The sequence below is a fragment of the Mycolicibacterium fluoranthenivorans genome (genome assembly GCF_011758805.1).
GTDB classification, from domain to species: Bacteria; Actinomycetota; Actinomycetes; order Mycobacteriales; family Mycobacteriaceae; genus Mycobacterium; species Mycobacterium fluoranthenivorans.
In genome coordinates this window covers 2,293,518-2,316,931 of record NZ_JAANOW010000001.1, presented here as the reverse complement: position 1 = coordinate 2,316,931, position 23,414 = coordinate 2,293,518, and the positions used below count along the sequence as shown (strand labels likewise).

Sequence of the window (23,414 nt, the reverse complement as noted above, 5' to 3'; positions counted from 1 at the left end):
CCGGGTCTCGAGGTGGCATCGCAGGCGTGACGTGTCTGTGCACGCCACGTGAACACCGTTCGCAGACGCAAAACTGCCCCGAAACCGAGGTTTCGGGGCAGTTTCGCTGGCGCTGACGAACTAGCCCTTGCGAGCCTTGACGGCCTCGGTGAGCTGCGGGGTCACCTTGAACAGGTCGCCGACGATGCCGAGATCGGTGATCTCGAAGATCGGTGCCTCTTCGTCCTTGTTGACCGCGATGATCGTCTTGGACGTCTGCATACCGGCCCGGTGCTGGATGGCACCGGAGATGCCGAGCGCGATGTAGAGCTGCGGCGACACGGTCTTACCGGTCTGACCGACCTGGAACTGACCCGGGTAGTAGCCCGAGTCCACCGCGGCGCGCGAGGCACCGACGGCGGCGCCGAGCGAATCGGCGAGCTCCTCGACGACCTTGAAGTTCTCCTCGCTACCGACACCGCGGCCACCGGCGACCACGACACTGGCCTCGGTGAGCTCCGGACGGTCGCCACCGACGACCGGCTCGCGAGACGTGATCTTCGTCGCATTCTCGGCCTGGGCCGGGACCTCGACGTTGACGACCTCGCCGGCCCCGTCGGCCGGGGCGGCCTCGACGGCACCCGGACGGATGGTGATCACGGGGAGCTCGCCGGTGGCCTGGGCCTCCACGGTGTACGCGCCACCGAAGATGCTGTGCACGCCGACGCCACCCTCTTTGAGTTCGACGATGTCGACGAGCAGACCCGACCCCAGACGCGCGGCCAGCCGGCCGGCGACCTCTTTGCCCTCGGCGGTGGCGGCGATGATCACACCGGCCGGCGCAGCCGACTCGGCCAGCGCGGCCAGCACGTCGACCTTCGGGGTGACCAGGAAGTTGTCCACATCGGCCGACTCGGCAACGTAGATCTTGGCGGCACCGGCGGCCTTCAGGCCGTCGGTCAGGCCGGCGGCGATGCCGGGACCGGCCACCACGACGGCAGACGGCTCACCCAGCACACGGGCGGCGGTGATGAGTTCGGTGCTGACCTTCTTCAGCGCACCATCGGCGTGCTCGACGAGCACAAGTACTTCAGCCATGAATATGTCCTTAAGTGTGTGTCTGAGGGGGTCAGCTACTAGATCAACTTCTGGGCGACCAGGTACTCGGCGATCTTGGTGCCGCCTTCGCCTTCGTCGGTGATCTTCTCGCCCGCGGTCTTCGGCGGCTTCGGGGTGGACGACAGCACCTTGGTGCCGGCGTTGGCCACGCCCACCTCGTCGGCCTCGACACCGATCTCGGCCAGCGTCAGGACGGTGACTTCCTTCTTCTTCGCGGCCATGATGCCCTTGAAGGACGGGAAGCGGGGCTCGTTGATCTTCTCGTTCACGCTGACCACGGCCGGCAATGTCGCTTCGAGGCCGAAGACGCCCTCGTCGGTCTCACGCTCGGCGGTGACCTTGCCGCCCTCGACGTTCAGCTTGCGCACGTGGGTCAGCTGCGGCAGGCCGAGGTACTCGGCGATGACCGCGGGAACCGCGCCGCCGACGCCGTCGGTGGCCTCGTTGCCGGCGATGACCAGCTCGGTGCCCTCGATGGTGCCCAGCGCGCGGGCCAGGGCCCAGCCGGTCTGGACGACATCGGAACCGTGCAGACCGTCGTCCTTGAGGTGAACCGCCTTGTCGGCACCCATGGACAGGGCCTTGCGGATGGCTTCGGTGGCACGCTCGGGACCAGCGGTGAGCACGGTCACGGTGCTGTCGCCGCCCTCACGCTCCTTGATCAGCAGCGCTTCCTCGACGGCGCGCTCATTGATCTCGTCGAGAACGGCGTCGGCCGCTTCCCGGTCGAGAGTGAAGTCGCCGTCGGTGAGCTTGCGCTCCGACCAGGTGTCAGGGACCTGCTTGATCAGGACCACGATGTTCGTCATGACTGTGGTTCGTCCTCCTCGATGAGGCCGGCAGCCGGCCTGGGCATATCACGTATTGCGTAACGGCCACCAGGTTACTGGTCGGTAACTTCGACGGCGCGCAAGGACACCATAACTGGTCAATCCACTCATTCAGACCCCACAGTCGCCGGGCATCCGTTCGCGAACACGTCATCACGGGTTAGCCTGCCTTCCAATGAGCACATTCGGTTCGGTCGACAACCCGGGCGCGCAGCCGTCACTGCCGCTGACCGGTGAACGCACCATCCCCGGCCTCGCCGAGGAGAATTACTGGTTTCGCCGGCACGAGGTCGTCTACCAGCGCCTCGCCGAGCGCTGCGCCGGTCTCGACGTTCTGGAGGCCGGCCCCGGGGAGGGATACGGCGCCGACCTCATCGCCGGTGTCGCCCGCCAGGTCATCGGGGTGGACTACGACGAATCCGCGGTGGCGCACATCCGCGCCCGCTACCCGCGGGTGCAGATGCACCTGGGGAATCTCGCCAACCTGCCCCTGGCCGACGCCTCCGTGGACGTGGTGGTGAACTTCCAGGTCATCGAGCATCTCTGGGATCAGGGCCAGTTCGTGGCCGAGTGTTTCCGGGTCCTCCGGCCCGGCGGTGTGCTGCTGATGTCCACCCCGAACCGGATCACCTTCTCCCCCGGTCGCGATACGCCGCTCAACCCGTTCCACACCCGCGAGCTCAATGCCGACGAGCTGACCGAACTGCTCACCGAGGGCGGCTTCGCGATGGAGGCGATGCTCGGGGTTTTTCACGGTGCGGGCCTGTCGGCCATCGACGCCCGGCACGGCGGATCGATCATCGACGCGCAGATCGCCCGCGCGGTCGCCGACGCGCCGTGGTCTGCCGAGCTGCTGGCCGATGTCGCCGCGGTGTGCAGCGACGATTTCGATCTGACCGACGCGCGCCCCATCGATGACAGCCTGGACCTGGTGGCGATCGCGATCAGACCATGAGTGGGGAGCAGACCCCGGGCCTGTTCACCCTGGTCCTGCACACCCACCTGCCGTGGCTGGCCCACCACGGCCGCTGGCCGGTCGGTGAGGAGTGGCTCTACCAGTCGTGGGCGGCGGCGTACCTGCCGCTGATGCGGGTGCTGCGCACGCTGGCCGCCGAAGGGCGCGGACATCTGGTCAGCCTCGGCATGACCCCGGTGGTCACCGCCCAGCTGGACGACCCGTACTGCCTGACCGGGATGCACCACTGGCTGGCCAACTGGCAGCTGCGCGCCCTGGAGGCCACCACCGTCGCCTCGGGCACCGCGTTCGCCGCCCCAGAAGCCATGCGCCAGTTCGGCATTCATGAGTTCGAAGCGGCCGAGCGCGCCCTCGACGAATTCACCTCGCTGTGGGCCCACGGTGCCAGCCCACTGCTGCGTCAGCTCATCGACGCCGGCACCATCGAACTGCTCGGTGGCCCGCTGGCCCACCCGTTCCAGCCCCTGTTGAACCCGCGGCTGCGCGAGTTCGCGCTGCGCGAGGGCCTGGCCGACGCCCAGTACCGGTTCGCTCACACCCCCACCGGCATCTGGGCCCCCGAGTGCGCCTATGCGCCGGGGATGGAAACCGGTTATGCCGCAGCCGGTGTCAGTCATTTCATGGTCGACGGCCCGTCCCTGCACGGTGACACGGCGGTGGGCCGTCCGGTCGGCACGTCGAATGTCGTCGCCTTCGGCCGCGATCTGCAGGTCAGTTACCGGGTGTGGTCACCGAAATCCGGCTACCCGGGGCACGCCGCCTACCGCGACTTCCACACGTACGACCACCTGACCGGCCTCAAGCCGGCACGGGTCACCGGCCGCAACGTGCCCTCCGCCGAGAAAGCCCCCTACGACCCGCAGCGCGCCGATCGTGCGGTGGACACTCATGTGGCCGATTTCGTGGAGGTGGTGCGGCGCAGGCTGATCGACGAGGCCGACCGCACCGGGCGCCCGGCGCATGTGGTGGCCGCCTTCGACACCGAACTGTTCGGTCACTGGTGGCATGAGGGCCCGCTGTGGCTGGAGCGACTGCTGCGGGCACTGCCCGAGGCCGGCGTCCGGGTCGGCACGCTGTCCGACGCCATCACGGACGGGTTCGTCGGCGCGCCGGTCGAATTGCCGCCCAGCTCTTGGGGTTCCGGCAAGAACTGGCAAGTCTGGAACGGCGAGAAGGTGGCCGACCTGGTGCGCCTCAACGCCGAGGTGGTCGACACCGCACTGGCCGCGGTGGACAAGGCGCTGGACCAGACCGACGCGCCACACACCCGCGACCGGGTGGCCGACCAGATCCTGCGCGAAACCCTGCTCACGGTGTCCAGCGACTGGCCGTTCATGGTCAGCAAGGACTCGGCGGCCGAATACGCCCGCTACCGGGCCCATCTGCATGCGCACGCCACCCGCGAGATCGCCGGGGCGCTGGCGTCGGGCCGTCGTGATCACGCCCAGCGCCTAGCCGATGACTGGAACCGCGCCGACGGACTCTTCGGCGCACTCGACGCCAGGAGGTTGCCGCGATGAGCGCTTGCGCGAAGAGCAGTAAGGCACCGATGAGCGCTTGCGCGAAGAGCAGTAAGGCACCGATGAGCGCTTGCGCGAAGAGCAGAGAGCACCGATGAAGATCCTGATGGTGTCCTGGGAGTACCCGCCGGTGGTGGTCGGCGGACTCGGCCGGCACGTACACCACCTCGCCACCGCCCTGGCCGAAGCCGGCCATGAGGTCGTCGTGCTGTGCCGACGGCCCACCGGTACCGATCCGAGTACCCATCCGTCCACCGACGAGATGTGCGAGGGCGTGCGCGTGGTCGCCGCCGCGGAGGACCCGCACGAATTCGATTTCGGTACGGACATGATGGCCTGGGTACTGGCCATGGGCCACTCCATGACCCGCGCCGGGCTGGCCTTCGGCGCTCGGGGTGAACGCGCCTGGTACCCCGACGTCGTGCACGCCCATGATTGGCTGGTCGCTCACCCCGCCATCGCCTTAGCCGAATTCTTCGATGTGCCTTTGGTTTCCACCATCCATGCGACCGAAGCCGGCCGCCACTCCGGCTGGGTGTCGGGCGCGATCAGCCGGCAGGTGCACGCGGCCGAGTCCTGGCTGGTGCGCGAATCCGATTCGCTGATCACCTGTTCGGCGTCCATGGGCGACGAGATCGTCGAACTGTTCGGTCCCGGCCTCGCCGAAACGCATGTCATCCGCAACGGGATCGATTCGGCCGCATGGCCGTTCGCGCGACGCACCGTTCACGACGGGCCGGCCCGGCTGCTGTTCCTGGGACGGCTGGAGTACGAGAAGGGGGTGCAGGACGCGATCGCCGCACTCCCCCGGATCCGGCGCACGCACCCGGGCACCAGGCTGATCGTCGCCGGCGACGGCACCCAGCGGGACTGGCTCGGCGAGCAGGCGCGTAAGCACAAGGTGCTCAAAGCGGTCGACTTCGTCGGACGCCTGGACCACGCCGAGCTGGTGCAGCTGCTGCACACCGTCGACGCGGCCGTATTGCCCAGTCACTACGAGCCGTTCGGCATCGTGGCGCTGGAAGCCGCCGCCACCGGGACGCCGTTGGTCACCTCCAACGTGGGTGGCCTCGGCGAGGCCGTCATCGACGGCGAGACCGGGGTGTCCTTCCCGCCGCACGATGTCGCCGCCCTGGCGACAGCGGTGCGCACCGTGCTCGACGATCCCGCCGCCGCGCAGCGGCGTGCCGTCGCCGCGCGGGAGCGGCTCAACCACGACTTCGACTGGCACACCGTCGCGGCCGAGACCGCCCAGGTCTACCTCGCCGCCAAACGCGGTGAACGCGAACCACTTCCGCGCCGGCCGATCGTCGAGCACGCGCTGCCGGATCGCTAGGGAGCACCCAGGGGCGCGACCGACCAGTTGCACAGTTCTGACGGACCGAGTATTCGGCGCCGGGTCTGGCCGGCCGTGTAGAAGGTGAACTTCGTTGCGCGATAACACTGTTCGAAACAGTCGAAGGCCTGTCCGGACGCATCGAAGCTGACACCGCGAATGCGCACCATCGGCTCACCAGGCTCTAGCTCCAACTGTTCGGCCTCCCAGCCACTGGGACTGTCGACCTCGAACGCCTGCTCGGTGTACTCATCTGTGAACCCATACCGTTCCTGCAGAAAGCGGTACAGCGACTGGCCGCCGGCCAACCATTCCCGGTCGATCGCGGGCACCCTGCTCAACGGCAGCACGGCCCGTTCGAGGATCCGGTCGGCGATCGTCCCGACGCCGATGTCGCGCCGGCGCCAGATCTCCCATACCGGCTGACCGGCATCCACGCCCAGCGCGGCGGCGATCGTCGCACTGGGAAGCCCGACCGATATGGCGATCAGGGAAGTGGACATCGACGGCGCTCGCCCCTGATTGTCGGTCAGGGTCTGTAACAACTCCCCCGGCCGGGTCGGGTCGGCGGCAATACGGGGCTCGGCGACGAAGGTCCCCAGCCCCTGGTGCCGTTTGATCCGGCCGGCCCGCTCCAGCTCATCAAGGGCCCGGCGCACCGAGATGGTGCTGACGTCGGCGATATCGGCGAGTTCTGTGGTGGACGGCAGACGATCGCCGGGACGGAGATCCCGCTCCGCCATGATGGTCAGCACCAACTCCTGAACCTGCTGGTATCGCAGCTTCCGGTCACCTCCAGCCGGGCCGGCCCTTCGCGGTGTCGCCATCCGCCCCCCTCCTGATCGCGCGCGCGTCACTGTGCTGATCAGAGCATACTAACTATGCAGCATGCGTATGAGCTCCCAGATATGCGGTTTTAGTGGCGATTCCTTCCCAAGAAGATGAGATGTCAACGAAACACTCACGAAATCGCCCGATCACATTGATACTCAAAATACTGTGTATACACAGTTGCCTCTGCACCTGGAGCAGACGAAGGAGAACTCGAGCGATGCACGCTATGGATCGACGCAAGTTCCTGCGGACCTCGGCGGTGGTGGCAGCCGCGCTGGGAGGCGCCGCCGCATTGGCTGGTTGCGCCCCGCAAACCGCCACCCGCACGGTGCTCCGGGTCGGGTCCACCACCGACATCGATTCGCTCAACCCGTTCACTGCCGACTCGACCCAATCCGATGACGTCCTGCAGCTGGTCTACGACAAGCTGATGACCTACGACGCGCAGCTGAATATCGTCCCGTCGCTGGCCACCAATGTGCAGAAGACCGACGGTGACCGCACCTTCACCTACACGCTGCGCTCGGGCGTCACCTGGCACGACGGCAAGGATTTCACCGCCGACGACGTCGTGTTCACCTTCCTGATGGTGCGCGACAACGACTACGGGACCTACGGCGCCTACCTCAAGAACCTCGTCGACGTGACCAAGGTGAGCGGCACCCAGGTGCGGCTCACCTACTCCGAGCCACAAGTCCTGGAGCCAGGCATCATCATCCCGATCGCCCCCAAACATGTGTGGGAGGGCGTTTCCAAAGACGACCTGCCGAAGTTCGCCAACGAAAAGCCGGTCGGTACCGGACCGTTCACCTACGTGTCATGGAACAAGGGCAGCGTGGCCACGGTTGCCCGCAACGACGCCTGGTGGGGTCCCAAACCCGCGGCTGAAAAGGTGACCTGGACCAAGTACGGCAGCGACGATATCGTCACACAAGCGCTGCGCACCGGCGATGTCGACATCGTCGCCGAGGTGCCCCCGACCATCTACACCGGCTTGAAAGACGCCTCGAACGTCAAAAGCACTGAGATGGAGGCATTCTCATTCCACATGATCGGGTTCAACTGCTCGGCTGCGCCGGGATCGAAAGGCAACCCGTTGCTGCGCGACCAGACCATCCGGCAAGCACTGTCGTGTGCGGTCAGTCGTCGACAACTCGTTGAACTCGCCCTGTCGGGGTACGGCGAGCCGGGCACCGACCTGTTACCGCCCGCATTCGGCGATTTCCACTACAGCCCAGGCGCCGAGGCCGTACTGGACAACAACCCGGACAAGGCACGCAAGCTGCTGGATGAGGCCGGATACACCGATCGCAACGGCGACGGTATCCGGGAATCCAAAGATGGTGCGCCCCTGGAGTTTCGCATCCTGTCGATAGCCGATACGGCCGTGGACGTCAAAGCGGCCGAACTGTTCACCACCGCCGCCAAGGCGATCGGAGTCCGGCTCAAGCCGTCGACCACCGATGCCGACAGCATGGGGGCCACGGTGTACAACACCGACGCCCCGGACTGGGACATCATGGTGTGGGGCTGGGACTCCGGACTGTACGACCCCTCGTATCTACTCGGCCTTGCCACCACCGATCAGATCGGCGGTAACAACGACACGTTCTGGACCGACCCGCGCTACGACGATCTCTATGCCCGGCAGAACACCACGACGGACCGACCGGCCCGGGTCAAGCTCGTCCAGGAGATGCAGGCCATCCACTACGCGGCGTGTCCGTACATCGTGATGTGGTACCAGAAGAAGCTCACCGGGACCCGGACCGACACCTGGACCGGATGGGAACCGATGAAGGGCGGCATGGTGTTGAACTTCTCCAGGGCCAATTACCTCGACGTGAAACCCGCCTGAGGTAGCCACGACGCGATGGTGCGTTATCTCGCAACGAAATTCGTCTACCTCTTCCTCACTCTCGGAGCTGTGCTGACGACCAACTTCCTCATCTTCCATTTGATGCCCGGTGACCCGGTGACCCATATCGCCCGGGGCCAGCACCTCGATGCCGCTGCCGTGGCCCGGCTGCGGACGTACTACGGGCTCGACCGACCGCTGATCGATCAGTTCGCCACCTACGTGTCGCACCTGCTGCACGGTGACTTCGGATACTCCTTCTCGTATTCAGCCCCGGTCGGCCCGATCGTGGCCGACGCGCTGGTGAACACCGTGATCCTGGTGACGGTGTCGACCGTCCTGGTGATCGCGCTCGGTGTGTTGATCGGTGTGTTCGCCGCATCCCGTCGGGGCACCCGAGCCGACCGTGGGCTTGTCGTGGGGTCACTGGTGTTCTGGAGCCTGCCCACGTTCTGGATCGGCATGTTGCTCATCTTCGTGTTCGCGGTCGCACTGAACTGGCTGCCCATCGCCGGCATGTACACCGCCGACGCGATCTATCCCACCTTTGTGACCCGGATCTCGGACCTGGCACGGCATTTGGTCCTTCCGACCACCGCGATGGTGCTGGTGGACATCGCCCAGTTCGTACTCATCACCCGCAGTTCACTGGTGAGCACGCTGTCGGAGGATTTCATGACCACCGCCCGAGCCAAGGGGTTGCATCCGCGGCGGGTCTTGTGGCGGCACGGTGTGCGCAATGCCCTGCTACCGGTCGTCACGGCGACCACCCTGTACGCCAGCGCCACGGTCGGCGGCACGATCCAGGTCGAGACGGTGTTTTCCTGGCCGGGGATGGGGCAGTTGATCTATCTGTCCGTGGTGCGCCGCGACTACCCGGTGATGGAGGCATGCTTCCTGATCTTCGCCGTCGTCGTGGTGCTGGCCAACTTCGGCAGCGATGTCCTCTATCGCGCATTGGACCCGAGAGTACGGCTGACATGACCGAGAAGAAACCCTCGACCACCGGATCTGGCTGGCGCAACCTACCGGCGCGACTGTGGCACGACGCGCTCGGCCGCATCGGCCTGGTGCTGGCCGCCGCGGTGATCGTCATCGCCGTCGTCGGTCCCGTGCTGGCCCCGTATGACCGTGCTGCGGTCGCGCAGTCCCGCACCGGAATCCTGCAGGCCCCCAGCACCACCCATCTCTTGGGCACCGATGAGCTGGGTCGCGACGTCCTGCGCCAGGTGCTCGCGGGCGCTCCGATCTCGCTGCAGATCGGCGTGATCGCCACCCTGGTCACCGTCCTCATCGGGACCGTCGTCGGAATTCTCGCCGGGTGGTTCACCGGTGTCGTCGATGCCATCTTGATGCGGATCACCGACTTCTTCCTGGTGTTACCGAACCTGCCGCTGATGATCGCCCTCGGCGCCATGGTGGGGCAAAGCCTTCCGATGATCGTGCTGGTCATCGCCGTCACCAGCTGGCCCACGACGGCCCGCATCGTCCGCTCACAGACGCTCGAGCTACGGGAACGCGAAGTGGTGGCCCGGGCCCGCACGGTGGGATTGTCGTCGTCGGGTGTGCTGTGGAAGTTGATCCTGCCCGGCGTACTGGCATTGGTGATCGCCAATGCCGTCCTGGTGATCGCCGGATCCATCCTTGCCGAGGCGACGTTGTCATTCCTGGGGCTCGGCGACCCGTCGCGCACATCATGGGGCCAGATCCTGCACAACGCCTTCGTCTCCGGCGCGGTCGGTAACGGGTACTGGTGGTATTTCCTGCCACCCGGTATCGGCATCGTCGCCGTCGTGCTGGCCTTTTCGCTGATCGGGCAGGCCCTCGAACACATCCTCAACCCGAAACTGGCGGCGACCTCATGAACCTGCTCCAGATCCGAAACCTGTCGGTCACCTACCCGTCCGATAGCGGCGATGTGCATGCCGTCGACGGCGTCGACCTCGACATCGACTCCGGGGAGGTGGTCGGACTCGCCGGTGAATCTGGCTGCGGCAAAAGTACCTTGGCACTCGCGGTCACCCGGCTGTTACCGCCGAGCGTCCAGGTCAGCGCCGACCGTATGGTCCTCGGCGACACCGACGTACTGACCGCTGACGACGAGCACTTGCGCAATATGCGCTGGAGCCGGCTGTCGATGGTGTTCCAGGGCGCGATGAACGGCTTCAACCCGGTCATGCCGATAGGTGCGCAGATCGGCGAGGCCATCCGCACCCATCGGCCCGGCGTCGGGAGGCGCCAGATCAGGGCGCGTGTCGCAGACCTGCTCGGCCAAGTGGGCATCACGCCGGGCCGCGCCGCCGATTATCCGCATCAGTTCTCCGGCGGCATGAAGCAGCGGGCCATGATCGCCATGGCGCTGGCCTGCGAGCCCGAACTGGTGATCGCAGACGAACCCACCACCGCGCTCGATGTCATGACCCAAGCACAGATCCTGGCTCTCATCCGGCGACTGGCCGACGAACTCGACCTGGCCATGCTGGTGATCTCCCACGATCTGATGGTGCTGGGCGAGCTGTGCGACCGGGCCGCAGTGATGTACGCCGGGCGCATCGTCGAAAGCGGTCGAGCCGAACGCATGTTCAGCGACACCGGTTCGGCGGACCCGGCCCACCCGTACACCCGAAAGTTGTTGGACTGCTTTCCCCGAGCGGGAACGGGAACCACCTCGATCAACGGAATTCCCGGCAGTCCGCCTGATCTCGTCCATCCACCGGACGGATGCCGGTTCCACGATCGGTGCGAGGTGGCGCTGCCCGAGTGCGCCACCGAAGACCCGGGACTGCGACTGGTGGACGGTGACGCCGCGCACCTCACCGCCTGCCATCGGATACCGGCTCACGGAGGGCTCACGTTGGGGGTGGCCCGATGACCGAACAACGAGCCATCGCCGAGATCTCGGACCTGCATGTGCATTTCCCTATCCGGCACGGTCGCAAACGGATGCTCGCCCGCGCCGTCGACGGCGTGAGCCTCACCATCCACAAAGGCGAAATCCTGGCGCTTGTCGGCGAATCGGGCTGCGGTAAGACCACCATCGCGCGGACGGTCATGCGGTTACAGGATGCGACCTCGGGATCGATCGAGATCGGAGGGGTCGACATCACCCATCTGGGTGGCCGGCAGTTGCGCACCATGCGCCGCGACTTCCAGATGATCTTCCAGGACCCGTTCGAGAGCCTGCCCACCAACGCCACCGCGCTCGACGTGGTCACGGAGGGGGTGGCCATCCACCATCGCCACCTGAACAGTGCCGATCGCCGCGCTGCGGCGGTCGCAGCCCTTGCCTCGTGCGGTCTGCCCGAGGCGATTTCGGGGCGGCGGATGTTCGAACTCTCCGGTGGCCAACGACAGCGGGTGGCCATCGCCGCGGCGGTGGCCATCGAGCCGCGACTGCTCATCGCCGACGAGCCGGTATCCATGCTCGATGTGTCGTTGCGCGCCGGGATCTTGCGGGTGCTACTGGATCTGCGCGAGCGCCTCGGTATCGCCACGTTGTTCATCACCCACGACCTCGCATTGGCCGGCGTCTTCGCCGATCGGGTGGCGGTGCTCTATCTGGGTCGTGTCGTCGAGGAAGGGGTGGCGGCACAGGTCATCGACCACCCAGCGCACCCCTATACGCGGGCACTGGTCGACGTGATGCCCAAGCCCGGCAGTCGCCACCGTCCCCGCGCGCTGCTCACGGGCGAGCCGCCCAACCCCACCACCCGATTCGCCGGCTGCCGCTTCGCGCCGCGTTGTCCGCTGTTTGCGGCACTCGGCGCTCCGCAGCGCTGCACCACCGAGCCCCCGGCATTGCATTCGATCAGTGCCGAACACACCGTGGCGTGCCACTTCTGGGACACCACAGTTCATCCAACCCGAAGGAGAAGCTCAGATGACCGTCAGCCGTGAAGAGACGATCGCACTGCTCGACAGTCTGGTCCGGATCGACTCGGTGACACCGTGGCTCATCCCCGGTGGCGCCGGTGAGGGCGAGGTCGCGCGATTCATGCAGGACTGGCTCACCGCCGCCGGGCTGGAGGTCACCCTCGAAGAGGTCGAACCCGGCCGGCCCAATGTGCTGGCCTGGCTGCGCGGCAGCGCTCCCGGACCGACGATCTGCCTGACCGCGCACAGCGATACCGTCGGCTACGCGTCCTGGTCCGACCGCGCCCTCACACCGGTCATCGAAGGTGACCGAATGATCGGCGTGGGCGTCGCCGATGACAAGGGTGGGTGCGCGGCCGCCATGCTCGCCGCCGCCGACCTCGTGCGCTCGGGTGTACCGCTGGCCGGCAACGTCCTGGTGGCGCTGGCGATCGACGAGGAGGGAATCAGTATCGGCACCGAACATCTCGTCGCGCACCACGCCGACGAGATCGACCTGGCGATCGAGTTGGAACCCGACGGCTCACACCAGATCTTCGGGGAACACCAGGGCTTCGGCTGGATCGACATCGTGGTGTTCGGCAAGCCGGCGCACGGGTCTGCCCCGGACAAGGGGGTGGATGCCATCGTGCACATGGCCGAGGTCATCACCCGGCTGCACCAACTCGACGAGACCCGCTGGAAGCCCAATCCCGACCCGCGGAACGGCCGCACGGTGTTTCACACCGGAACCATCCACGGCGGAACCGATTACGCCACGTACCCCGCCGAAGTGGTGCTGGGTATCGAGATCGGCACGCAGCCCGGCGAAACACTGGCCGACCGGGTGTCCGAGATCGAAGCCATCTTCGCCGAGATCGCGGAATCCGAGCCGCGATTCCGGGGTGAGGTCAGGGTGCGGCTGGACCGCGAACCGTTCACCGGCGCCGGCAACGACGCGCTGCTGACCGCTCTTGCCGACGCCACCGAAGCGGTCAACGGGACCCGGGCACAGATTTCGGGGCTCAACGCCTGGACCGACGCCGCGCTGCTGCAGAGCGCGGGCATCCCCACCGTCTTGTTCGGCCCGGAAGGCGGGAACTATCACGCCGCCGAGGAGTGGGTCTCGATCCCGGATGTCGTTGCCACCGCCGAGATCCTGCGCCGCACGGTGGTGACCCTGCTCGGTGCGCCGGTGCCCGCCACACCTCATCCCTGATGCCCCTCTACCGCCCCATCACACAGAATCAAGGAATACCAATGTCATTCGACGAGGCGTTCGCTTCGCGTACGCCGAACACCCGTGCCCTGTTCGAGCGGGCCAAACTGACCATTCCCGGCGGGGCCGGGTCGACGGCCCGATTGCCACGCAACGGATGGAATCCCTACCCGATCTTCATGGCCGAGGGCACCGGCTCACGTCTGGTCGATGTCGACGGGAATACCTATATCGACTATCTGCTCGGACTCGGACCGATGATCCTCGGCCATCGTCATCCCGTGGTGACCACGGCGGTACAGCAGGCGATCGCGGATCTGGGCACCTGCTTCGGGCTGCCCTATGAACTGGAGATCACCGCCGCCGAGAAGGTCGTCGCCGCGGTACCGGGAATCGAACAGGTGCGATTCACGAACTCCGGTTCCGAGGCGGTCGGCACGGCCGTCCGATTGGCGCGGGCCACCACCGGTCGGCGGTTGGTCGTCCGGTTCGAAGGGCATTACCACGGCTGGCAGGACACCGTGTACTGGTCGAATCACGTCGACGTCGATCTGGCGGGTCCGGCCGATCACCCGAGGCCGGTGGCCATGGGACCGGGAGTGCCCGCCGAGCTGGAGAGCACCCTGGAGGTGTTGACGTGGAACGATCCGGAGAGTTTCGTCGAGTTGATGGACCGTCGCGGTGACGAGGTGGCAGCCGTGCTCACCGAGCCGGCAGTGTTCAACACCGGCTGCATCCTGCCTGAACCCGGCTATCTCGAGCTGCTGCGCAGCGAGACTCGCAAGCACGGCGCGCTGCTCATCTTCGATGAGGTGATCACCGGTTTCCGCTTCGCCCGCGGCGGGGCCCAGGAGTGGTTCGGCGTGCTGCCGGATCTGACGACGCTGGCCAAAGGTCTCGGTGGGGGGTTCCCGGTCGCGGCCGTCGGCGGTACCACCGAAGCCATGGCGCTCGTCGCGTCCGGGCAGTATTCGCACTCGGGCACCTACAACGCCAACGTCGTACAGTGCGCTGCGGTGTCGGCCACCATGGATGTGCTCGCCGAACCGGGACTCTATGAACGGCAGCGTGCGCTTGGTTACCGGCTGGCCGAAGGGCTCTCGTCGCTGGCGACCGAACGAGGTCTGGATGCCTACGTCGAGGGGCTGGGCACTGTCTTCCAGCTCTGGTTCGCCGATGGTCCCATCCGCAACTGGCGAGACGCGGCGGCCCAGGCCGACGAGGCGTTGTTCACCCGGTGGTATCAAGAGATGGTGGTACGCGGAGTGTTGTTCCACCCGTTGCAGTTCGAGAATCTGTTCGTCTCGCTGGTACACGACGACCGTGATATCGACGAGACGCTGAACGCCGCCGCCGATGCGTTGTCCGTGGTGGCAGCCGGCCGGCAGCCCGCGCGTACGCCGTGACCGTCGACCGTGCGTACCTCGGCGTCGACCTGGGCACGTCCGCGCTGAAGGTCGTGGCTGTCGGACCCGACGGGGCCGTGCATGCCACCGCGCGGCGCGGCTACCCCACCCACCATCCCGAACCTCTGGCCGCAGAGCAGAATCCACAGGATTGGTGGGATGCGCTGGAAGTAGCGCTGGGCGAGGTCGCCGAAGCCGTGGCACCGTCGCGGTGGGCCGGCATCGGGTTGTCGGCGATGTTGCCGACGCTGGTGGCTCTCGACGGTGCCGGTCACCCGACCGGACCGGCAGTCACCTGGGAGGACGGCCGAGCCGAACCCGATGCCGCGCGGTTGCGGGACGCACTCGGCGACGAACACCTCTATCAGGTGACCGGCCAGCGGGTGGACGGCCGGTATCTGATCCCCATGCACCGGCGTCTGGAACGGCTCGGCCGCGGCGGAGTTCTGGCGGCCGCGGCCAAGGACGTGTTGTTCGCCCGCCTCACCGGTGAGCTGCTGACCGATCCGAGCACGGCCGCCGGTACCGGGGTGTTCAACCTCGACGATGGTGCGTGGGATGCCGAAATGGTTGCGGTGTCGGCTGTCCCGGGGCTACCCGCGGTGGCGCCGGCGTCCACCTCGGCACCACTGTCATCGGACTGGCGAGCGGCATTCGGGCTGAGCGGTACGGTGCCGGTGGTGCTCGGCGCCGCCGATTCCGTGCTGGGCGCGCTCGGCATCGGCGCCAACCGCCACGGTGATGTCGCCGTGATCGCCGGGACCAGCGCTGTCGTCATGGGCATCTGTGACACCGCGGTCCGCGATCCCCAACACCGGTATCTGGTCACCCCGCTCGCCGGCCCGGGCTGGGGTCTGGAGATGGACATCCTCGCCGTCGGCGCCGCCTTCGGTGGTATCGCCCGCCTGGTCGGCCTGCCGGGGCCCACCGAGTTACTGACCGCAGCGGCCGACGTCCCGCACCACTGCGCACCGATCTTCCTGCCCTACCTCACCCCGGGCGAGCAAGGCGCACTGTGGGATCCGGATCTGACCGGGACCCTGCACGGGCTGGATCTGTCCATGCACGCCGGCCATGTGGGGCGGGCCCTGCTCACCGGTGTGGTGGTCGAGCTGCGCCGTGCCGTCGCGATCGCGGAAGCGGCCACCGAACGACGGGGCCCGGTACTGCTGGGCGGCGGCGCGGCCGCACATCCGCTGTTGTGGCAGGACCTCGCCGACGCCACCGGACGCGAGGTGCTCGTCGACCGTGTCAGCCGCGACCATTCGGCGATCGGTGCGGCCCTGTTCGCGGCGAACAGCCTGGGCCAGGAGATCGTCCATCGACCACAGTTTCACCGGATGACACCGCGAGGTGCGCAGGCCGACTGGTGGGCGGCGACCGCCGACCGGCACGACGCGCTGCGGGTGGCCGTCGGGAAGGTCGGCCCGTGACGATGTCTGCATCCTTGCGGCTGCTGGTGGTCGATACGGATCAGTTCGGTGCCGCGGCAGCCGACGCGGTTCTGCGCCGGCTGCCCGCTCATCGCCCGCGACTCGGCGTCGCCACCGGCGACACCCCGATCCCGCTGTATCGTGAGTTGGCCCGTCGGCACGCGTGCGGACAAATCGACTTGCGCACAGCGCTTCTCATCGCGCTCGACGAGTACGTCGGGCTCGGCCCCGACGATCCGGACAGCTACGCAACCTATGTCCGCACACTGGTGGCCGCGCCGCTGGGGATCGGGACGGAGAACATCGTGATAGCCGACGGACTGGCCCCCGACCCCGACCTCGAAGCGGCGAACCTCGACACCCGGATCGAGGCGCTCGGCGGTGTGGACGTGCAGATCGCCGGGATCGGCAGCAACGGACACCTGGCCTTCAACGAGCCCGGCTCGGCATGGGAGTCGGGTACCCGAGTCGTGCAGCTGTCGGAGCAGACCCGCCAGGACAATGCCCGCTTCTTCGGCACTGTGGCCGATGTCCCGCACCGCGCGATCACCCAGGGTCTGGGCACCATCTCGCGGGCCCGGTCCATCGTCCTGCTGGCCGCAGGTACGGCCAAGTCGGCGGCCCTGACAGCCGCCGTTTCCGGTCCGATCGACCCGCACGTACCGGCTTCGATGCTGCAGCGGCACCCCGCCGTGACCGTGATCGCCGACCGGGCCGCGGCCGCCGGCCTTTCACTCCGAGGAGAACACCGGTGAACGAAACCAGCACGGCGCCAGAGATTCTCCAGCTCTTTCCGGCCGACACCCAGCTCGATGAGGACGGCATGATCATGGTGGGAGGCTGCCGGCTCGACGATATCGCCGCCGAATTCGGGACGCCGACCATGGTGGTGGACGAATCCGCGCTGCGCCGGCGGGCCCGCGACTATCTGCAGGAGTTCCGCAGCCGCTGGCCCCGATCAGATGTGGCGTTCGCATCGAAGTCGTTTCCCTGCACCGCAATTCAGCGACTGATGACCGAGGAAGGGTTGCACCTGGACGTCGCGGGAGGCGGTGAGATCGTCACCGCCGTCGCGGCGGGAGCAGATCCGTCCCGGATGGTATTGCACGGCAACGCCAAGACCGACGAGGAACTCGAGTTGGCCATCGGCCACGGAGTCGGCTTGGTGGTGGTCGACAATTTCGACGATATCGACCGGTTGGAGCGCCTCGTGCCGCCCGGGCGAGTGCAAGCCTGCCTGGTCCGGGTGATACCCGGGGTCACCGCGGATACCCACGCCTCCGTCGCCACGGGCCACAGCGGCTCCAAGTTCGGCTTGTCCCCCGGCGATGCCCGCACCGCCATCAGAAGGATCGAACGCAGCGCCGTGCTGCGTTGCGACGGACTCCACACTCACGTCGGGTCCCAGCTGCTCAACGTCGACCAGCTGGCGGCCGCCGTCGCACCGCTGGCCGCGCTCGGCACCTTCGATGTCTACGACCTGGGTGGTGGGCTGGGCGTGCGCTACACCTACGACGAAGCCCCGCCCACCGTGGGCGAGTATGCCGAGGCGATGGTGGCCGCGGCCCGGGCATTGCTCCCCCCGGGTAGTCGCATCATCGTCGAACCCGGTCGCAGCATGGTGGCGGCGGCGGCGTGCACGCTGTACCGCGTGGTCACCGTCAAACACGGCGTCGTCACGCACGTCGCCGTCGACGGTGGGATGGGTGACAACCTCGAGGTGTCGCTCTACCGGCAGCGGTTCGAAGCCACCATCGTCGACCGGGTCGGCGGGGGCGCGCCGGTCAGCCTGGTCGGGCGGCACTGCGAATCGGGCGACCAGCTCATCGACGGCGTGCCACTGGCACGGCCCGCGGTGGGAGATCTGCTGGCGGTGCCGGTGACCGGGGCCTATTGCTACACGATGTCCAACCAGTACAACGGGGCCCGGCGCATCCCGGTGGTCTTCGTCACCGGCGGCACCGCGCGGCTGGTGGTCCGTCGCGATACCTGGACGGACTTGCTCGCCCGCGATGTGTGACGCCCGCCTTCCGGCGTCGTCAGCGGGCGGCTTTCTTGCGCTCGATATCGGCCAGCGCCGCGGCCAGCGCGGCACGGTCGGCGGCCGAGGCGTCCCAGGCCACCTTGCGGTTCTTGACCACCTTGGCGGGCGCACCGACCGCGATGGAGAAGTCCGGGATATCACCCTTGACCACCGCGTGCGCACCGAGCACACAACCCCGGCCGATCGATGTGCCACGCAGGATGGTCACCTTCGTGGCGACCCAGGTGTCCGGTCCGATCCGCAGGGGGCTCTTGATGATGCCCTGGTCTTTGATCGGCAGCTCCAGGCTGTCCATCTTGTGGTCGAAATCGCAGACGTAGCACCAGTCGGCCATCAGCACGGAGTCGCCCAGTTCGATATCGAGATAGGTGTTGATGACGTTGTCGCGGCCCAGCACCACCTTGTCGCCGATGCGCAGCGACCCCTCGTGACACCGGATGGTGTTCTTGTCCCCGATGTGCACCCACCGGCCGATCTCCATCGTGGCGAGTTCCGGGGTCGCTTGAATCTCCACACCCTTGCCCAGGAACACCATGCCGCGGGTGATGATGTGCGGGTTGGCCAGCTTGAACTTCAGCAGCCGGAAGTACCGCACCAGGTACCACGGGGTGTAGGCCTTGTTCTTCAGCACCCAGCGCAGCGAGTCGGCGGTCAGAAATCGCGCCTGACGCGGATCACGCAGCCGCGAACCGCGCCACCTCTTGTGAAGGGGGGCGCCCCACATCGTCGTCATGGCCGGTCAGCCTATCCGAGGGTGACACAGACTAGTCTCGGACCTCGATGCCTGCTTCCACGACGACGATGCGCCGGCTTGCCGCCATGCTGGGGATCACGGTACTGACCGCGACTGCCTGCGGAAACACCGACACCTGGGTGGAGGCTCATGCCGCGCAGGGCTGGTCGGCCCAGTACGCCGACTCCGCCAACAGCAGCTACACCCCGGTCGACGGTGCGAACACCCTCACCTTGGAGTGGAGCCGATCGGTCAAGGGCCGACTCGGCGCCCAGGTGGCGCTCGGCGCGGGCGGTTACCTGGCCGCCAACGCGCAGACCGCCGACGGCTGCTCGCTGATGCTGTGGGAGAGCGACAACAACGGCCGCCAGCGGTGGTGCACCCGGCTGTGGCAGGGCGGTGGGATGTCCAGCCCGCTGATTGACGGATTCGACAACCTTTACATCGGCCAGCCCGGCGCCATCATGTCCTTCCCCCCGACGCAGTGGATCCGCTGGCGTCAGCCGGTCATCGGGATGCCGACCACCCCGCGACTGCTCGACCCCGGCCAACTGCTGGTGATCACCCACCTGGGGCAGGTGCTGGTCTTCGACGCGCACCGCGGCACCGTCATCGGCACACCCCTGGACCTCGTGGAGGGTGTCGACCCCACCGATGCGCAACGGGGCCTGCAGGACTGCCCGCAGGGCCGCAGCGGCTGCCCGGTGGCGGCGGCGCCCGCGTTCTCGGCAGCCACCGACATCGTGGTGACCACCCTGTGGGAGCCGAACGCGGCCGCCCCGGTTCTGGTGGGACTGCGCTACCGGCCGGATCGCACGCCCATGTTGACCCGGGAATGGACGAGCACCGCGGTCGGTGGCGGCCCGATCGCCGGCCCAGTGCTCTCGGCCGACGGCAGCACCGCCTACGTCAACGGCCGCGACCGCAGGCTGTGGGCGGTGAACACCGCCGACGGTAAGCCGAAATGGTCGGTGCCACTGGACTATCAGCCGCAGACACCGCCGTCGGTGTCACCCCAGGGTGTCATCGTGTCCGGCGGCGGGCCGGGCGCCGCACTCGTCGGCGTCACCCCCGACGGCAAGATCGCCTGGTCGCATTCGGACGTCGAACCACTGTCCACCTCGAGCCAGGCCGGCGAGCACGTGGCGTACACCGTCACCCGGGACGGGGCGAACGGCCAGGCACTGCTGGCCTTCGACCCCGCCGACGGACACACCCTCAACCGTTATCCCCTGCCGGAGGCCACCGGTTGGCCGGTCGGGGTATCGGTGGGCCACGACCGTCGCGTGATCACGGCGACCAGCGATGGTCAGGTGTACGGATTCGCGCCCGCCTGAATCAGGCGATCATCGCGTCGATCGGGCCGCGCGGTACCGAGACCTGAACGGCTCCGGCGGCTTCGGGCAGCAACTCGCCCTGGCTGAAGAAGAAGATGATCGCGTCATTGGTGATCGCGAAGTTCTGGTAGTTCGCGGGGTCCAGACCCGCCGTGGGTGACACCGGATCGGGCAGTCCGGACTGCTTGGCCAGCTCGGCCTGCACGATCGGGAAGATCACCGGCAGGGGCTGGGTGTCCGGGCGGAACAGGGTCTCGAACGTGATCGGCTTGCGGTAGGCCTGATCCCAGTTGAACGCCTTGTAGAAGGTCAGCGGGTGCGCGCCGCCGACGTTCTGGTAGGTGGTGAACACGACCGTCTGTGTCCCGCGCGGGGGCACCGCAGAGCTGTACTGGGTGGTGGTGGTGTCCAACTCGTAGGGCATACCGCGCGAGTCGGGCGTCTTGGCCACATTGATGAACCCGTCCCTGGTCTGCTTCACGTAATCGAAGACGGCGTTCGGGTTCGGGAAGTCGGTCGGGAAGGAGATGTTGAGCGTGTAGGCCGGATCGTTGGCCGTGATGACGCAGGTCGCCCCGGCGCCGGCCGTACCACCCACATCCGAGCATTTCGGTGGGGCGGCGGCGGCCACCCCGGTGCTGGCGGACCCCAGCAGCACAAGAGATACAGCCAGCGTCAGAACGCGCATCGGGTGAATCCTCCGGGGCCAGGGCGGCATCGGCGCCGCCGCCGCCAGGGTACCTGTGGCGCTATCGTGACGGCCGACAAATGAACGCCACCGCGTGACTGTGCGCCCCGGTACCGAGCCGGGTGATCACCACGCTGAGCTGCGCGGCACCCCGCGGTTTGAGACGCCGCCGCAATTCGTCCGGGTCCACGTCCACACCACGCACCAGGATCTCCACCGCGCCGGCATCGCGCGCGGCGAGTTCACGGCGCAGCAGTTTCACGTCGAAGCCGATCTGCGCGAGCACCTCGAAACCCCGCACGCCGTTCGGCAGTTCGTCCCCGGACAGGTAGGCGATATCGGGGTCGAGCTGCCAGAGCCCGTGCCGCGTTCCGTACTGGCGCACCAGTCCGGCCCGCACCACGGCTCCGTCGGGGTCGACGATCCACCGGCCCACGGGGGCCACCCGGCATTCGTCGGGATCGGTGTCGGTGACCTCCTCGCCCCGGTCGAGCAGGATGGCCCGCCGTCCGGCGGTCGCCAGGCCCGACGACCACAAGCAGGCTTCGCGCACGCTGCCGCCCAGTGAGCACAGCTCGATCTCACCGTGGAAGCCGAGCTCACCGAGCCGGCCGAAATCGATTCCCGGCGCGCATTTCACCACCAGGTCGCGATCGCGGTACGCCTCGAGCAGCAGGTCCAGCGCCGGGGTGTAATCGCGTGGGTCGAACCGCCGCCGTCCCGCACTGCGTCGGGCCGGGTCGGCCACCACGACGGTGTCGCGGGTGACCGGCACCAGCGCATCGGCACGGCACAGGTCCACTCCCCCAACGTTGTTACGGGCCATGGCAAGTCGCACCGGGTCGAGATCGCTGCCCAGCACCAGCGCGGCGGTGTGCCGTAACGCGGCCAGCTCCGCGCCGACAGAGCAGGTGACGTCGTGCACGCGCCTCCCGGCCAGCCGCCGGGCGCGGTGCCGGGCCACCGGTTCGGCGGTGCACTGCTGCAGTGCGTCATCGGTGAACAACCATCCCGATGGGTCGCCGAGCTTGGCCGCGGCGCGCCGGCGCAAGAGCACCGTCTCCACCAGCACGGCCGTTCGGTCGCCGAAACGTGTTCGTGCGGAGGCGATATCAGCGACCCGCGAGGAGTCGGTCAGCCGATAGCCACCCACCTCGACAAGTGCCGCCCGGCCTGCGTCGCTGCGCAGGTAGGCGACATCCTCGACGCTCCAGGCTACGACGGCTTGACCCCGGTGACCATGACGTTGTAGAACCAGCCCTTCGGCACCACCCGGCGCAACACGTTGGCGTCCACCCAGCTCAGCGACGTCCAGCTGTTGAACGCGAATTTGGCCCAGCCCCAACCCAATCGACCCGGGGGCACCGAAGCCTCGAAGGTGCGGATCGGCCACCCGAGCATCGCGGCGGTGAATTCCTCGCTGGCGGTGGCGACCTGAACGGCGCCGGCGTTGGTGGCCATCCGTTCCAGATCCGACGGCTCGAACGTGTGCAGGTCCACCACGGCCTCCAGCGCCGCGGCGCGTGACGACTCGTCGAGCTCGGCCTGCGGGCGACGCCAGCCCTCCAGGCCCGGCAGCTTGGTGATGTTGGTGGACAGATGCCACGTCAGGGTGGACAGGTTGCGTGCGTAGACATTGCCCTTGCTGGTCGGTTCCCCGGCGAAGACGAACCGGCCGCCTGGCTTGAGCACCCGGACCACCTCGCGCAGCGAGAGCTCCACATCGGGGATGTGGTGCAGCACGGCGTGGCCGACCACCAGGTCGAAGGTGTTGTCCTCGTACGGGATGCCCTCGGCGTCGGCGACCTTGCCGTCGATGTCCAGGCCCAGGCCCTGACCGTTGCGGGTGGCGACCTTGACCATGCCCGGGGACAGGTCGGTCACCGATCCGCGCCGGGCCACCCCGGCCTGGATCAGGTTGAGCAGGAAGAAGCCCGTCCCGCAGCCCAGCTCGAGGGCTCGGTCGTAGGGCAGCTCACGCTGAACCTCGTCGGGGACGATGGCGTCGAACCGGCCCCGGGCGTAGTCGATGCAACGCTGGTCATACGAGATGGACCACTTGTCGTCGTAGGTCTCGGCTTCCCAGTCGTGGTACAGCACCTGCGCCAGCTTGGTGTCCTTCAGCGCAGCCTCGACCTGTTCGGCCGTGGCGTGCGGGTTAGGGGCCGGAGCCGCTCCGGCGGCGACATCGGGCATGAGGTCGGCGTCAGCAGCAACGTCTGGCGTGTGGTCCGTGCTCGTCATATGGGC

21 protein-coding genes are annotated in these 23,414 nt (G+C 67.5%); 14 read left to right on the top strand and 7 right to left on the bottom strand.

Features of this window, described 5'->3' with window-relative positions; translation table 11 throughout:
- Positions 1-120: 120 nt before the first annotated feature.
- The gene (locus tag FHU31_RS11160) at positions 121-1,077 is read right to left on the bottom strand and encodes an electron transfer flavoprotein subunit alpha/FixB family protein (protein ID WP_167158263.1); all 957 of its coding nucleotides are present in this window, start codon (positions 1,075-1,077) and stop codon (positions 121-123) included.
- 38 nt (positions 1,078-1,115) lie between these two features.
- Entirely contained in the window at positions 1,116-1,907 is a 792-nt protein-coding gene (locus tag FHU31_RS11155; protein ID WP_090357020.1) for an electron transfer flavoprotein subunit beta/FixA family protein, read from the bottom strand.
- Between the two features lie 196 nt (positions 1,908-2,103).
- On the opposite strand from FHU31_RS11155, the gene FHU31_RS11150 reads away from it, so the two are divergent.
- The 3 genes from FHU31_RS11150 to FHU31_RS11140 all read left to right on the top strand — a co-directional run bounded on the left by FHU31_RS11150 (position 2,104) and on the right by FHU31_RS11140 (position 5,760).
- On the top strand, positions 2,104-2,883 hold the full coding sequence (locus tag FHU31_RS11150; RefSeq protein ID WP_167158261.1) for a class I SAM-dependent methyltransferase: 780 nt from the start codon (positions 2,104-2,106) through the stop codon (positions 2,881-2,883).
- The gene (locus FHU31_RS11145; RefSeq protein WP_167158259.1) at positions 2,880-4,424 is read left to right on the top strand and encodes a 1,4-alpha-glucan branching protein domain-containing protein; all 1,545 of its coding nucleotides are present in this window, start codon (positions 2,880-2,882) and stop codon (positions 4,422-4,424) included. Before FHU31_RS11150 ends, FHU31_RS11145 begins: the two co-directional genes overlap by 4 nt.
- A gap of 94 nt (positions 4,425-4,518) precedes the next feature.
- Positions 4,519-5,760 carry a glycosyltransferase family 4 protein gene (locus FHU31_RS11140; protein WP_167158257.1) on the top strand — a complete coding sequence of 414 codons (1,242 nt, stop codon included), beginning with the start codon at positions 4,519-4,521 and terminating at the stop codon, positions 5,758-5,760.
- Here FHU31_RS11140 and FHU31_RS11135 read toward each other — a convergent pair.
- A complete protein-coding gene (locus tag FHU31_RS11135) occupies positions 5,757-6,587 on the bottom strand; it encodes a GntR family transcriptional regulator (protein WP_167158255.1) in 831 nt (276 codons plus the stop codon). The two genes, FHU31_RS11140 and FHU31_RS11135, sit on opposite strands and share 4 nt — an antisense overlap.
- Positions 6,588-6,820: 233 nt before the next feature.
- Here FHU31_RS11135 and FHU31_RS11130 point away from each other — a divergent pair, with 233 nt between their 5' ends.
- The 10 genes from FHU31_RS11130 to lysA are packed head-to-tail and all read left to right on the top strand — an operon-like array spanning position 6,821 to position 18,382.
- Positions 6,821-8,452 (top strand): ABC transporter substrate-binding protein, encoded by a 1,632-nt coding sequence (locus FHU31_RS11130; protein WP_167158253.1) that lies wholly within the window; start codon positions 6,821-6,823, stop codon positions 8,450-8,452.
- 15 nt (positions 8,453-8,467) lie between these two features.
- A complete protein-coding gene (locus FHU31_RS11125; protein ID WP_167158251.1) occupies positions 8,468-9,436 on the top strand; it encodes an ABC transporter permease in 969 nt (322 codons plus the stop codon).
- The gene (locus tag FHU31_RS11120; protein WP_167158249.1) at positions 9,433-10,317 is read left to right on the top strand and encodes an ABC transporter permease; all 885 of its coding nucleotides are present in this window, start codon (positions 9,433-9,435) and stop codon (positions 10,315-10,317) included. The genes FHU31_RS11125 and FHU31_RS11120 overlap by 4 nt, the downstream gene beginning before the upstream one ends.
- Positions 10,314-11,324: an ABC transporter ATP-binding protein gene (locus FHU31_RS11115; RefSeq protein WP_167158247.1), complete on the top strand. Its 1,011-nt coding sequence runs from the start codon at positions 10,314-10,316 to the stop codon at positions 11,322-11,324. Before FHU31_RS11120 ends, FHU31_RS11115 begins: the two co-directional genes overlap by 4 nt.
- Positions 11,321-12,349 carry an ABC transporter ATP-binding protein gene (locus FHU31_RS11110; RefSeq protein ID WP_167158245.1) on the top strand — a complete coding sequence of 343 codons (1,029 nt, stop codon included), beginning with the start codon at positions 11,321-11,323 and terminating at the stop codon, positions 12,347-12,349. The genes FHU31_RS11115 and FHU31_RS11110 overlap by 4 nt, the downstream gene beginning before the upstream one ends.
- A complete protein-coding gene (locus tag FHU31_RS11105) occupies positions 12,333-13,523 on the top strand; it encodes a M20 family metallopeptidase (protein WP_167158243.1) in 1,191 nt (396 codons plus the stop codon). Before FHU31_RS11110 ends, FHU31_RS11105 begins: the two co-directional genes overlap by 17 nt.
- A 41-nt stretch (positions 13,524-13,564) precedes the next feature.
- The gene (locus FHU31_RS11100; protein WP_208410202.1) at positions 13,565-14,929 is read left to right on the top strand and encodes an aspartate aminotransferase family protein; all 1,365 of its coding nucleotides are present in this window, start codon (positions 13,565-13,567) and stop codon (positions 14,927-14,929) included.
- Positions 14,926-16,362 (top strand): xylulokinase, encoded by a 1,437-nt coding sequence (locus FHU31_RS32030; RefSeq protein ID WP_167158238.1) that lies wholly within the window; start codon positions 14,926-14,928, stop codon positions 16,360-16,362. The genes FHU31_RS11100 and FHU31_RS32030 overlap by 4 nt, the downstream gene beginning before the upstream one ends.
- Before the next feature lie 2 nt (positions 16,363-16,364).
- A complete protein-coding gene (locus FHU31_RS11090; RefSeq protein ID WP_167160912.1) occupies positions 16,365-17,117 on the top strand; it encodes a glucosamine-6-phosphate deaminase in 753 nt (250 codons plus the stop codon).
- A complete protein-coding gene (gene lysA, locus FHU31_RS11085; protein WP_263988031.1) occupies positions 17,114-18,382 on the top strand; it encodes a diaminopimelate decarboxylase in 1,269 nt (422 codons plus the stop codon). The genes FHU31_RS11090 and lysA overlap by 4 nt, the downstream gene beginning before the upstream one ends.
- Positions 18,383-18,401: 19 nt before the next feature.
- Here the strand turns inward: lysA and FHU31_RS11080 are convergent, their stop codons facing one another.
- Positions 18,402-19,139, bottom strand: coding sequence for an acyltransferase (locus FHU31_RS11080; protein ID WP_167158237.1), 738 nt, complete (start codon positions 19,137-19,139; stop codon positions 18,402-18,404).
- A 68-nt stretch (positions 19,140-19,207) separates the two neighbouring features.
- Between FHU31_RS11080 and FHU31_RS11075 the strand changes: the two genes are divergently transcribed.
- Positions 19,208-20,476 carry a BamB-related PQQ repeat family beta-propellar protein gene (locus FHU31_RS11075; protein WP_234901396.1) on the top strand — a complete coding sequence of 423 codons (1,269 nt, stop codon included), beginning with the start codon at positions 19,208-19,210 and terminating at the stop codon, positions 20,474-20,476.
- Between the two features lies 1 nt (position 20,477).
- On the opposite strand, the gene FHU31_RS11070 is transcribed toward FHU31_RS11075, so the two are convergent.
- The 3 genes from FHU31_RS11070 to FHU31_RS11060 form a co-directional block, all read right to left on the bottom strand.
- Positions 20,478-21,164: an esterase gene (locus FHU31_RS11070; RefSeq protein ID WP_167158233.1), complete on the bottom strand. Its 687-nt coding sequence runs from the start codon at positions 21,162-21,164 to the stop codon at positions 20,478-20,480.
- A 61-nt stretch (positions 21,165-21,225) separates the two neighbouring features.
- Positions 21,226-22,422 carry a THUMP-like domain-containing protein gene (locus tag FHU31_RS11065; protein WP_167160908.1) on the bottom strand — a complete coding sequence of 399 codons (1,197 nt, stop codon included), beginning with the start codon at positions 22,420-22,422 and terminating at the stop codon, positions 21,226-21,228.
- Positions 22,380-23,408 carry a class I SAM-dependent methyltransferase gene (locus FHU31_RS11060; protein ID WP_409371226.1) on the bottom strand — a complete coding sequence of 343 codons (1,029 nt, stop codon included), beginning with the start codon at positions 23,406-23,408 and terminating at the stop codon, positions 22,380-22,382. The genes FHU31_RS11065 and FHU31_RS11060 overlap by 43 nt, the downstream gene beginning before the upstream one ends.
- Between the last annotated feature and the right edge of the window lie 6 nt (positions 23,409-23,414).